The organism is Bradyrhizobium sp. CCBAU 53340 (assembly GCF_015291645.1).
In the GTDB taxonomy this organism is placed as follows: domain Bacteria; phylum Pseudomonadota; class Alphaproteobacteria; order Rhizobiales; family Xanthobacteraceae; genus Bradyrhizobium.
Genome location: NZ_CP030055.1, coordinates 5,424,778 through 5,438,728 on the forward strand (window position 1 = coordinate 5,424,778; position 13,951 = coordinate 5,438,728).

Annotated in this window: 3 protein-coding genes (1 of these 3 cut by a window edge); 1 reads left to right on the forward strand and 2 read right to left on the reverse strand. The window is 61.9% G+C overall.

Annotated elements, in window-relative coordinates:
• Positions 1–11,583 carry the 5' end (the start) of an LEPR-XLL domain-containing protein gene (locus tag XH89_RS25745; protein ID WP_194463175.1) on the reverse strand. It extends 17,496 nt beyond the left edge of the window, so 11,583 of the gene's 29,079 nt are visible here — the first part of the coding sequence; it begins with the start codon at positions 11,581–11,583; its stop codon lies off the left edge, out of view.
• An 846-nt stretch (positions 11,584–12,429) separates the two neighbouring features.
• The gene (locus tag XH89_RS25750; RefSeq protein ID WP_194463176.1) at positions 12,430–12,804 is read right to left on the reverse strand and encodes a helix-turn-helix domain-containing protein; all 375 of its coding nucleotides are present in this window, start codon (positions 12,802–12,804) and stop codon (positions 12,430–12,432) included.
• A 620-nt stretch (positions 12,805–13,424) separates the two neighbouring features.
• On the opposite strand from XH89_RS25750, the gene XH89_RS25755 reads away from it, so the two are divergent.
• Positions 13,425–13,889 (forward strand): hypothetical protein, encoded by a 465-nt coding sequence (locus tag XH89_RS25755; protein WP_246767911.1) that lies wholly within the window; start codon positions 13,425–13,427, stop codon positions 13,887–13,889.
• The last annotated feature ends 62 nt before the right edge of the window (positions 13,890–13,951 follow it).

Sequence of the window (13,951 nt, forward strand, 5' to 3'; positions counted from 1 at the left end):
ATGCGCGAAACCGAAATCGGCAACGCCGCCACCGTAATCCTTGGCCGTTGAATCGCCCTCGGCTCGTACCGACTGGGCCTTTACCGTCACGGCGTTCGTGACATTCGCCTTCACGTTCTGGCCGATAAAGGCGCTGATCGTTGGCGTGAGCGACGCCACCGTCTTGGCGCCGCGCCCCTGGATGGCGCCACCACCTGCCACGGTACCAGTGACTGACGCCGCACTGGTGTCACTCGACTCAATGTCGAGAGAACCCGCCTTGGTGATCGTCGTATCGTTGCCGATGAAGGCCGAGGTCGTCGTCGTCAGGCTGACCGTGGAGGTCATCGTCCCGACCGCGAGAATGATGCCGCCCTCACCAACATCGGCTGATGAGGTCGGGTTGGAGGTTGATGTCGCCGTAATGTTCACTGCGCCGGAAACGTCCAGCGTTGCATTCGTGTCGACATAGGCCTTGACGTCCCCGCTGATCGTCGCCTCGGAATCGACGCCTGCGCCGCCGGCCGCCAGGGAAATACTGATGACGTCTGCGCTCGTGGTCGCCTTGCGCTCGATCGTATGGGCCTGGAGCGTCAGGCTGCCGGCGGTCACCTTGCCGCTGTCGGCGACATAGGCCTTGACCGCGCCGCTGATCGTAGACTTCGGCAGCATGGCGGCGAAGCTGAGTAAGCTGCCGCCACCGCCATTCGCCCCGGTCGATGCAATTTCGTCGGCGCTGGCATCGAGCGTGACCGCCCCGGTGCCGGCCAGTGCCTGGCCCGAGGCGTCGATGAATGCCAGCGAGTTACGGCTAACCGAGGCGCTCGGGTTGTCCACGACACCGCTTAGCACGAACGAGATGGCGATACCCTTCGCATTCACCGTCGCATTACTGACGTCACTCGCCTTCAGCGTCACGCCACTGTTGGAGGCGCTGCCATCCACGGTCGTCTTGGGCCCGATATAGGCGCGGGTGTTGCCGTCGATCTCGGCGTTCGGGACCGATACGCCAAACGCCAGCACACCAGCGGTCGCGGCTTCGGCGTCGACGGTGGCCGTCTCGTGCGACGTGGCCTCGACATCGGCCGAGCCTGTGAGCGTCAATGTTGACTGACCCGCCGGACTGGATCCGAATTCATTGCCGATGAACGCGTCGACATTACGCGTGATCGTGGAACTGGCACTCGCGCCGGCGCCGGAGAAACCGCCGATACCCAAAATCTTCGTGGTGGGCTTGCCAGTGCTGGTGTCGTCGGCCTTGACGTTGAGCTTGCCGGTGACGCTGCCACCTGCCCCCATGGAGGCCGAGGTCGCACCGTCGATATCTGCTATCGTAACCTCGAACGACACGCTGATGGTGCCGAGGCTCAGGCCCTTCGCCGTCGAGGTGGAGTTGTTGACTGAGGTCGCGTCGATATCGACCTCCGAGGTGCCCGCCTTGACCTTGCTGCCGCTGCCGACAGAGGCTCTCGTATTGCGGCTGACCGTTGCATTGACCACTGCGCCGGAGGCGGCGATACCACCTGCCGATACCATGACCAGGTTGCCGGTGGCCGCATTGTTCTCGTCAGACGCCGCGACCTTCAGGCCAGGCGTCAGCGCCGCCCCGACCGCGGTGATGTCGGCGTTTGCCCCGACCGAAGCCGAGGTCGTGCCTTCGACTTCCGATTTGCTGAGCATGCCGGACAACGCCATGCCGCCGACCGTTACGCCGATCAGTTCGGAATCGGCGCTCATCTTGGTGACATCAGCCACGACGCTGACTGCGCCGGTCGAAACGATGACGGTACCGTCGCCGATTGCAGCCGTGACATCCGGCTTCACGGTGAGGAAGGCGAACGCCGCGTCCACCGCCAGCCCGCCCACGTCGAAGACGCCGCTGTTCTCGGTGGCGTCAATACTCACATTAGCATGCACGTCGACTGCGCCCACGTCGCCGACCCCGAGGTCACCGATGTGAGCGTTCTTCCCGATATTGGCCAGGACGTTGTGATCGACGGTCAGCATGCTGAACGTTGCGCCGAACGCTCCGATCCCGGCGCCGCCTTGACCGGTCGTCAAGGTGAAATTGCGTGACGCGTCTGCCGCGACGGTCAGCGAGGCAGCATTGTCGACCTCGGCGTCTTCCTGCAGCGTCGCCTGAATTGCACTGCTGTCGCTGACGACCGCTACCGCTGCGCCAAGCGCAACGGCGCCGGCTGCACCGTCCAGTGTCGTCACGTTGACGGTTTCGTTGAAGATCGCGTTGACCGATATGGCGCCGCCAGCCGACATCGTGCCACCCAGCGAGGCTGTGACGTTATCGGCAATGCCCACAACCGAGATCGCCGCGCCAGCACCCACGAATCCCGCGGCCACCTGGCCGGCGATGATCGTGATGTGGTCGATTTCGTTCGCCTTGACGCCGATTGCGCCACCGGCGGTCAGCGACGTTCCGGACTGGACAATCGCCGAGGTTCCCGGCGGCGTGGCGATGACCTTGTTTTCGACGCCGCTGATGCCCCCCTGGGTTGGCGCTCGTTCGCCGATCCCGTGGACGTGACCACCGTTGCCATTGATGGCTTCCTGCGTGCCGGCATGAACACGGCTGCTGCTCGAATTGGCATTGAGCTGAAGGAACTGCTGAGCCCCGCTGCCCGGCGATCCACCAAACGAAATTGCATTCTGATTGTTCAGGGCATCGGCGTAGGTGTTGTAGAAGGCGAACTTGCCTCCCCCGGTATCGCCAACATAATACTGCTGTCCATTAGTCAGATTACCGATGTCGCCGCCACCGCTGCCGTGGAAATACGTCACCAGATCACCGGTCTGGAGGCCGCTCGAAGTTCCCAGATCTACGGTGCTTGTGCCGGTATTGACGGCAGAGGCCGCGTTGAATCCGACGCCGTTCGTGAAGTTGCCAATGCTGCCGCTCGCCGCGCCAGTGCCGCTCTGCGCCTGCGCCGCCGCGTTGCTGTCGGCGCCGTCTTGCGGGCTCGAAAAGTACTGGTCGTCGTTGCCGGAGTTTGTAAACTCGATTCGACCGGCGTTGCTCAGAAGATCTTTCGCATGGTCGCTGGTGTCGAAGAGCTCGATCACTCCGCCAGTCATATTGCGCACGAAGGCATGATCGCCTTCATGCAAAGTACCGAGATCAGTGCCACTGCCGCTGTGATAGACGACCTCGGCCCCGGTCGGGAACGCCTTTTTGTCGTCACCGAAATTGATGTTGCTGTTTACGCCAGTGGTCACGTCACCGGTCTTGAACGGATGAGTGACCGCCTTGGTGGAACTCGAGGTACTGACGAAATATTGATTATCATTGCCTGACGACGTGAAAAGCAACTGACCGGCGCTGGAGCTCGTATCTCTCGCGTGGGCAAAGGTATCGAACAGTTCGATCTTTCCGCTGCCAAGATTACGGACGAAAGCATGTTTGCCATCGGTCAACTGGGCACTCAGATCGGTGCCTCCGCCGTCGTGATAGATCACCTCGGTGCCGGTCGCGAACGCGTCACTGTCGTTGCCGAAATCGATCGTGCTGGCACCGGTATTGACAACGCTTGCCTTGAACTGATGGTGAGCCTGGTCGGCGTACGTAGAATCTATCGTTTGCCCGATTGACCAAACGCTGACCGCGCCGCCGACGCCGACGAATCCTCCGGCACCGCTGACGTCGAAGCCTGTGACGTCCTTAGTATTGACGGCGTTCACTTCGATATCTTGCTTGGCCTTGAGTTGGGCGCCGGTAAGGACCTCGGCCTTGGTGTTGTTATTCAATGTTCCGACGTCGACCGCGCCGGCAACTCCGACGAATCCGCCGGCAACACCGACGATGAAGGTCTGTATGCCGACCTTGTCGCCAGCGTTGACATAGACGCTCTGATCACCGTTGGCCAATCCCTGATGCAGCGTATTGATCAGCGCATTCCCATTGATCCTTGCGTCAGTCTCGACATTGACCAGGGTGACGCCGACTGCGCCCGATACACCGACATAGCCGGCGCCGGCCGCTGCCACGATGTGCAGGATACTTTCACTGGAAGTCGCCTGCACCAGAACGCCATGAGCGTTGAAAGGCGACGGGCTTCCCGAGGTCGTTTCAAAGACTCCCGAAACGATATTGCCGTCCAGCAGGTCGCCGCGTCCACCACTATTACCCAGCGCATCGACTTGCGCCGACGCGCCGATCGTCGCCTCGGTGTCCTTGCCGACAAGCATGACTCCGACCGACCCGCCGATTCCTACCGCGCCGCCAACGCCGAGTGCGCCGGACAGTTCGAAGATATGCGTGTCATCGTTGGCAAATACGTCCACGTCGCCGCCGGCGTAAACATGCGCGGAATCGCCGATTGAGGCCTTGACTTGGTTGTTGATGCTGAGCACGTCGACTGCGCCGCCGACCCCGACACCGCCGGCCGCCACGCCAAAGCCGACCATCACGATGTCTTCCTTGCCGCCGGCAACGACGACGATGTCGCCCTTGGCATTCACGATCGCGCTTGTATCGATATAGGCTTGGGTTGTATCGCCGATGACGTTGACGCCAACGGCGGGCGCCACGCCGACAGCGCCGATGCCGATGCCTCCGGCGATCGCCAGGTGATAGAAATCGTCGCCGGCGCCGACCAAAACCGACTGGTCGAAGGGGTTAGCGGTGCTGGTGTCGAGGTTAACCTTGGCACTGTCCCCGATATAGGCTTTCGTCGTCGCACCGACGACATCGACCCCGGCCGACACTGCGACACCGACTGCGCCGCCGCCGACGGCGAAGGTAAAGGTGCGAATCTCATCCTGATTGGTCGCCGCGACCGCGACTCCGTGGAAATTGCCGCGGGTGTCGAGTGAGGTGAGGCGCGTGCCGCTCAGCGACGGGTCCTTGCTGTTGACGTCGTCGTTGCCGCTCTGGCTGAGATTCATATTCTTTACTTGCGGCGTGTGCACCTCGCCCTGGGAACGAAGCGCCTGGCGCTGGCTCGGACTGGTGAGCTGGTCCTTGCTCAGGGAGTTGGTTTCGATGCCCTGGCCGTTCGGATTGCTTGCGTCGAACGGGGCGTTGGCGGGTCCGGCCGGCGGAATGTTGATCACGCCGGTGTTGACGGTCAGGCCAGAACCATTCTTGCCGTCGCCGGTGACTTTGGCACCGGAGCCAATAAAGGCCTCGGTGTCCTTGCTGAATACATCGACGCCGGCGGCAGCGCCGACGCCGACCTCACCGGCCGCCAATACCGCGACGATTTCGTTGATGTTGCTGACGTCGTTTGCCGAAACGACGACACTGCCGTCCGCATGCACGTTGCCTTCCCCGAACGAGCCCGGCCCGGCGCTCGGATCGTCGCCGATAAAAGCCCGTGTCGTCAGGTCGAAGACGTGCACATCGGCGTTGGCCGCGACACCCACCGTTCCTCCGACGCCAATGCCCGCAGAGACCGAAACCAGGTCTTCGCTGGATTCCGCCTTGACGATGATGTTGCCGGCCACCGTCGCGGTGACGGCTGAATCGATAAAGGCGTTGGTAGTCTTGGTGAAGATACCGACGTCAGCACCGACGCCCACGCCGGCCGTACCGCTGGCGCCCAAGGAACCGGCAACCGAAATGATACCTCCGCTCGGCCCTGTGTCCGATGGATCGGCGTTCGGGCCGGTGAAATCGCTCGCGGTAACGATCAAGTCTCCGCCGCCCGTCACCGTGATGTTCGAGTTGTGCCCGATATCTGCGGTCGTCGTTTCGGTCAGCACTTCCACCGCCGCGGAACCCGCCACGCCGGCGGAGCCGGTGCCGACGGCGACACCGGCGGCGATCGCAATGACGTCCTCGTTCGCCCGCGCCACGACGCTCACCGTGCCGGCGGACGTCACCGTGGTGCTTGTCCCGACATAGGCTTCCGTCGTGGCGCCGTGCACCAGGGTGACGTTCGCCGCACCGATCGCGGAGCCACCGATGCTTAGTCCGATGCCTCCGGCAATCATGGTGGTTTGGAACGCGCTCGTCGCCCTGACCGTCACCCCGCCGCCGTTCGCATGCACGGTCGCAGTATTGCCAATATGGGCGTCGGTCACGGGCTGGATGTCGGCAATCGAGGCCGACAGGGCGATGGCGATCGAGTCGCCGGAGCCGGCCGTTCCGGCGATCGACAGCATCGTTTCGGACGAATCTGCGGTCACGCTAACGGCGCCACCCGCTGTGACGATTGCGCCGTTGTCGATATAGGCCGTCGTCGACTTGTGAAGGATCTCGACATCGAGACCGATACCGAAGCCCGCCGAGCCGCTGATCGATATGCCGAATGCACCGGCAATGCTGGTGATCTCGGTCTCGTTAACCGCCTTCACCGTCACGTTGCCGCTTGGCGTATAGAGGCCACCCTGATTGATCTTGCCGCCGCCGATATGGGCGTCGACATCGAGATGGAAGTCGTTGACGATGAATGAACCGCCGATCGCAGAACCGCCCTTCGATCCGGAACCGGCAACCGCCAGCGACGTCACCACCGGTTTCACCGCATCGGGAATCTTCGGAATGTCGAGTTGGGTCGGCAGCATATGCGTTTCCGCATCGACCGTAATGGCGCCACCGGCATCGGCGTCGCCGCCGATAAACGCCGTCGTCGAGGCGTGCAGCAGAGTTACGTCGACCGTAGCGCCGAAGCCGACGCCATCCTTCGAAAGCGCGGCGGCCGCCGCCAGGGTTTGCGGATCGAGGTTCTCCGTCGCGGTGACGTTGATCGTACCGCTCGACTCCAGATGCGAGCCTGCGGCCGTTGACGCTTCCGTCGTGAAATGATTGACGACGTTGATGCCTACCGATCCGGCGAAGGAGCCGATGGCGTTGTTGCTGGTCGTCGCCGCCGCAGCCACACCCCAGGCAATGAAGTCGTCGGTCTTCCCATTGGGGGTGATCGCCTCGATAGTGACGCTGCCGCCCTTGATCACGGATGCGCCGGTAACGCGCGCCTTGTTGGTGGCGCCTGCCACATTGACCGACACGCCGGCGCCGATCTGGGCGTCAGAGTCTGTCGCAACAGCCGCGCCGACACCCTTGGCGATCGCATGATCGTCCGCCTGCGCCGAAATCTTGACAGCACTCTTTGCGTTGACGCCGGCGCCATGGCTGATCGTGGCGCTATTGTCGGACGTCAGCACGTTCACCGAGACCGCGGCCGCCAATCCAATGCCGGTCGCATCACTGGCGCCACCCTCGGACGAGTTCGAACTCTGGGCGCTGCTGGTGTTGCCGCTGGCCGATGGCAGGGTTTGACCGCTGGTGTTCGAGTTACTCCCATTGACCTGTCCGTCGGCCTGACCGTCGGCATTGCCTCCACTGTCGTTCTTGTCTGCGCCCTTGACGGTCGCAATGGCCTCCGCGTCACTGGTCACGGCGGCCGTCGACATCAAAGTGAACGCCCCGTTCGAGGTAGCGACGCTGCGCGCCAACTCGGCGCTGGCGTTCTCGGTTACGACGGCGACGGAAACGGAAGCGCCGAACGCTACATTCTTGCCCGCTGCTTCAGCGCCGGTCTCCGTCTTGAAGTTGGTGGTCTGCGACGCGGTAATCGAGACATCGCCACTGCCGTGGATGCCGGTGCCGCCGCTGGCGTCGGTGCCGACATAGGCAGCCGTGGTGTCGTGCGCGACGATGACGCCCGCTCCGATACCGACGGCAACGCCGCCGCTCGCCTGCGCGCCGTTCTCACCGTGGGTGACGGCTGAGTCCCCGGCGACCGCCGAGACCGCAAATTTGCCGACCGTCCCCGTCCACGACGTCCCGTCGCTGATTTTGGCGTTGACGTTATTGGTCAGAACGTTGACGCCGACCGACCCGCCGACACCGGCCTTGTCGCCATCCGACTCGCCATGCGGCTTTGCCGTCGCCAGATTTGCTTCGTCGCTCTCCGCCATCACCGACGAATCGCCGCCGCTGGTGATGATGTGTGCGCTGCCGGCGAAGCCCGGCGTCATGCCGACCAACGCGTCGGTATGGTTGTTCACGACATTGACGCCGACCGAAATGCCGACGCCGACCTTGCCGCCGCTTGCGCCCGAGGTGGCGTCGGCGCGAGACGAATGGGTACGGTCGTGCAGTACCTGTTGCCCAGCCGACGCGGATCCGCTTAGCGGAATGGCTTTGCCGCTATAGGCGTCGTCGCGCGACGCCGCGAGCTGGTAGTGACCGCCGGTCAGGTCGATGGCGTAATAAAGCGTGCCGTCGCTCAAGCCGCCGAGCGGAGATGCGGCATTGTACGTTATGGGGTCGCCGGTTCGCAGGGCTGCACTTTCACCCAGATCGAGCACGGTGATGTTGGCGGTGGGGTCGAAATCGACTGCACCAATGAAGGTTGGAATACCCTTGATGTACTTCCAGAGTTGATTGCCCGATGATGACAGGGCGCCGGACGTGAGATCCACCAATCCGTCACCGCCGCCGTCTTCGGCGTGTTCCTTGGTGTCGTAGAACTTGACCGTGCCGTCATCGTTGACATGCACGAAATAGCCAGAGAGTTGCAACGGGTCGAGGCCGAAGCCTCCCAACCCGACATAGTTGACCTGATCGCCGCTCTTGAGGCCGGCATCAAGGCCAACAAAGAGCGTGTCATTGTCGGCGTCGACCACCGGTACAGTTGTCGTGGGCGCATCGATCTCGCGATCGGCCATCACGGCACCGACGTTAAGGCCGCTGCCGCTCACCACGGCATTGTTGCCGATAAAGCCCTGGTTGGTGATGTTGTTAACGTTGACCGCGACGGCGACACCGACCCCGGTCCCGCCGGGGGCGACTGCCGAACCGTCAGCCACCGCATGTCCGTCTACATTCGCTGCCGACTTAACCGTCACCGCTCCGAAGGCGGTAACGTGGCGGTTGTCGGGTATCGACGCGATCGACTTTCCGTTCTCGACATTTACCGCAATCGCGCCCGCAACGCTGACTTGCCCGCTACCACTCGTGGCCGACGGCGAACTCGCACCCTCGGTCCCCTTGGCGGTGCCGCCCTGCTTGCTGACCTGATCGGTTGCCGTCTTGTCGGCGAAACCCTGCTGGGCCTGCTTTTTATCGTCGGCCTTCCCGCCGCCATTGTCTTCGTCTTCGCCGCCCTTGACGCTGGCCTTGGCCGTGCTTTCACTGATCGAAATCGCGCTCGACAGAAACGCCGCCGTGCCCGCGGTGGTCACGAGGTCGCGTCCGGTGCTGGCGAGCGAACTGTCGTTCACGATCGACAATGCCAGCGAGATGCCGACGCCCGTTTTGGTCGATTCGGTATCGCCCGTCGCGGATGTCTGGACGACGTTGCTGAGGGCCGATGTAGCGCTGAAGTTGCCGTCGATGCTCAGCGTTCCGGCCAGCCCGGCGGCGCCAAGCGTCGCATGGGTATCGTCGTCGGCGACCGAGATTGCGATCACCGGCGTGACCGCCAAGGTGCCCGTACTCGCGGAACCGTTCTCTGCCTCGGTCTCCATCTCGTGGTCGGACTTGGCATTGAGCGTCAGGTCATTAGCCCCCGTGAGCGCGACACCGTCATCGATGTAGGCAGCCGTCGTGTCTTCGCCGTAGTTGAATGCGATCGACGCGCCGATCCCGATCTTGCCGGCCTGGCCGCTGCCCGCCGCCGACGGCAATGCCTTGGCGACGTTCTTCACATCGGAAATTGCTTCGATTGTCACATCAGGACCACCCGTCAGGGTGACCTGCGCCAAATTGTCGAGATAGGCCTTGTGGTTGAGAACCGTGACGTTGACGGCAAGCGATCCCGCAAAATTGACATTGTCGGAATCGCCCACGCCCGAGGTGGCCTCGGCGCTGAAAGAGCTTTGCTTGTCATCGAGCGGCAGCACCTGGATAGCGAGCGAATTGCCCGTAACGGCGCTTGTTCCACCGACGTAAGCGAGATCGTCGCGAACGGCCACGTTGATCGCGACCGCCACACCAATGCCGTTCGTCCCGCCCTTGGTGTCCCCGGTAAACTCGGCGTCGGCCGTCGTTTCCATCACGTCGACGGAAGCCGCCTGGATGGCGGCAGCTGCGGTACCGGCGTTGATGGTACCGTCCTGAAGGAAGGCCTTGGTGTCGCCCGTATCCGTGCTGACCGCTACGGCACCGGCGAACGTAATGCTGCCGCCGGAATCGGCGCTGGAGCCGGCCTTGTTGTTGGCGAGGGTGTTTTCGCTGGCATTGCTGCCGCCGTTTGCGGAGGAGCCGCCGATCGACGAATTCGCCGTCGTCGTCAGGTCGCGGTCCGTCGTGGCAGCGACGGTGACCCCGTTGCCACCCACCGTTGCTTGCGTGACCGACGCTTCGGTGTCGCCGAACACCACGGACACCGCCACGGCGGCTCCCGCGGCTCCCGCGCTGCCGTCCGCCAGCGTCGTAGCCTTGAGCTTGCTATTTGCTTGCAGGTTCGTGGCGCCGACACCGGTCGCATTCACGATCGCCCCGTCGGACACGGCGAGCTTCGCCTGGCTGTCGAACACGGTGATTGCCACGGCGGCGTCGTTTTTTGCGTCGCTGTTTGTGGTTGGCGAGGCTGACGCGTCGATCTCGACGTCGGACTTTGCAGTCGCATCGATCTTGCCGCTCGCGGTGAGGTGGGTGTTAACGCCGTGGATCAGCACCTCGGGATCGGCGTTGCCGGCGATGAGGGTAATCTTCAGCGTATTCCCCGTCGACGCGCCGATGAGCTTCCCGTCTACGGTTGAAGCAATTTCTAAATCACCGCTGGTATTGAGCGCCGAACCGCCGCCAATATCGATCTTGGCGGTCGAGAAGCTTGTCACCAGCGAAATGGCATGAAGATTCGCGGCGCCGAGGTTGTCGTTGATCGCGTCCTTGATCTTTCCGGTGATTTTGCCTGCCAGACCCGGATCGTCCGTGTCGCCCCCAATAGAACCGTCCGCGTTCACATTGAGGGCAGAGTGCGCCGTTAACGTCATCTTGTCGGTAGCGTTGAGGGTGGCACCAGACAGCGTGATGGCCGAGTGGGCGTCCGCCAGAAGACCCTGGTTGACAATCGGATCGTTGCCGGCCGTGACCTCGGAATCCAGAGTCAGAATGCCGGTAAAGCTCGCATTCGCGCTGGATTTGATCTCGGAATCAGCCGTGACTTTCAAGCCGAAGCCAACTGCGGCATTAGAGGTCGTATCGAGACTAACGGTATCCCGTGCTAATGGATCCCTCTGGTCACCACCGGTGAAGTTGACGCTCAGCGTGTGGCCACTACCGATGGTCGCATTTGCGCTTGTGAACGAATTGAGATCAAGATGGATGGTATCGCCAACGAAATCCTCGCCAGTGTCGCGCTCGATCGATACGCTATTGTCCGCATTACTGGTTAGCGCTTTGCCCATGACGAGTGTTGCACCGTCATAGAGATTGAGCATCCCTCCCTCGGCCTTGAGCGTAAAATCCGTGCTGAGCCCGCCATAGGTGATATCCGCCGATAACAGCAGGCGCGGCTCGATCGCCTCCAAGGTGAAGCTTTGCCGCCGCGGCTTTGCCGCCGGGCGCGCGGCACCGCCGATCCGCCGCTTTCTGCTGTCCCGTCCCGGCAGGATCTCGCGAATAACCTTGTCGAGGAGGGATTCAAACGCGGAGCGCTTGTGAGCTTCCTTGTTCCAGCGCCAGGCTATACCCATCGGAATGCTCCATCGAAAAAATGGACCGAACGGCGAGCAGCAAGTCGAAGTAACGCGAACGCGCCTCAAGCAGTACGCGCTTGAGGAGAATGTCTAGCGGTGTGTGCCGGGGAGAATTTGAATGCCGGCGCCTTCAACGACACGCGGCATGGGAAGAGCTGAGTGCAAACTCTCAAAGGTGCTAAAATCTTTGATCATCGCAGCGCCTCCTTCGAATGACGATTGGGCGGCTTAAATTCGATTTATGCGTAGTTTAATACGGCTTTAACGACGACGTTATGACACGGCCACAGCCTGGCTACAAGCGCTTTGGCCTCTCGGCCGCCATCGGCAACTCAGCAAGTCGGCGCCGACTTCGAGCGCATGGCGACGGCTTGATCCGCTCAGTAAGCGCGATTGCTCAACAACTTAGGGGGATACAAAGCCTCGGCGAGAGTCGCCCGGATGCGCGACGACACTGCATAGCTGGAAGCTGCAAAACCCACCCAGTACAACGAAAAGAATGTATCCGTTCACGTCGGCGAGCCCCAATCACGTACTCGCTCGACTTTTTCCCGGCGAGACTTTTTTAATCACCGGAAAGTGCGCAGTGAATGTCACTGCACGGCTTGCCAAGGGAGCATCTGGTCGCGCCCTTCGACTGTTACGGCACGATGAAACAGGTAGCGCGGCATCGCTCGGGCCGGCGCTGTGCTCTATCCGGCTTCACCGGCACTCATCCCTGCCCACGCGCGGCTGCCCGGCGCAAAGTCGGAACACTGCATTTCCATTGTTTATTTAACGGGGAATCTGGCGCACGCCTGCTTTGGCAAGCAAGAGGAAGGCTCTGGGCCCCCATTCCTGGATTCACACGCCAGAAGCCTCGCGAGAGCCGGCCGACGAAATCTGAACGTAAAAGCCTTTTGCCTCAATGGCACGGATCAGTTGCTCGAGGCTCATCTCGTCGGGCCTCATCGAAATTTGGTCTGAAGGCCCCTGCTCCAGGGTACTCACGATGTGGACGCCGTTTTCAAGAAACTCGGAGCTGACGTTAAGCTCCTTTGCCACGGCCTGTATGGTGGCGGCCTTGGGCATCCTGCCTCGCTTCTCCCAATGCCAAATTGCTGGTGGCGTCACGCCGATCCGCCTGGCCAGCTCCGTGATGGTCATCGACCGATCTTCCCGCAACTGCTTCAAGCGCGAACCAAAGGTGGCAGCCGGTTTATTCTTGACTTTGGGCACCGAAAATTCCGTTTATATGCGTGGGAATCAGCGTTAATAACCAGAAGTTGGCGAGATTAAGGGTCTATTCGTTCCCAAGTCAATCACCGTCCGTGGTTTTGGCCCTCATGGCGGTCACAGTCGAGGCTGCCCTATGCAGCCCGGCTCCTCGATTGGCGCCGGTTAGCGGCCTGATGCGCAGAGCAGATGCACGGCCCGAGCCACGATGCACGAAGCCAACGTCGCGTAGCGTCACAGGTTCCTAACTCCATAAATCGACGCTAAATCGACGCTGGCATGACAGGTGGCTGCTGGATGGCCGGCTTCGGCCGACTGAACCGGGCGGAATGTCCCGCCTGCGTTAAATAAACAGGCAAGGCCGTTCCCGCCCCGGCTTTCCGGCGATTGATCAACGATCAAGCCAATGCCACTATGACCGGGTTAAGCGCATGACAGGACGAGGCTTTTAGGGGTTTGACTTGAATAGTTTATGGCGCGCTTTACCGAGCTCGTGGCGCCCGCTCATGTTAATCGGATCGTGTTTGACCTTGCTCGGCCCCAGCTACGGGCAGACGGCTGACACCCGACAGGCCAGCGAGCAACGTTCCGACGCCCCCAGCCACATCGACCATCGTCAGCCCATGACTGATCTTCTTGCGCTCATGTCCGGCAAGTGCACGACCCTCAAGATCGCCGGCCGGGACTATGCCTGCAAGGCTGTTGCCTATGCTCATACTGAATCCGGCCGGATCAGCTTCGCGGTGGCTCTTGAGGATCCAGCCGACGACGGCCATGTCGTGTCTTTCTCCGGCGAGAATGGTAAGCGCTTCGACGACAATTCCTACGAGCTTCCTGTTGACCGAATGCTCTTGAATTCCAAGCACCGGCCGAAGGTCCATGGGCTTCCGGTCCCTTCGGAGGAGGCGTCGACCGGCGTCTGCCGCCAGTTCGGCAACTTCGCCGCACGCAAGGTTTCTAGCGTCACCTGCACCGCGACGGACTCTCGGGGCCAGAAATACGAGCTGCTGTTCGTATCGGATGGCTCCCCGATCGGCGTTCGACGCGTGAGGCAATCAGCCGCTTCGAGCAACGACTTGTTCAAATGAATATCGCAGCGGGACGGCCGGCGGTTTCTCTCGCTCGGGCGTTTCGCGCTGTGTCGCAGCGC

Excerpts from the sequence above, each read along its gene's own strand:
- XH89_RS25755 (WP_246767911.1), top strand. The coding sequence starts at position 13,425 with ATGACTGATCTTCTTGCGCTCATGTCCGGCAAGTGCACGACCCTCAAG.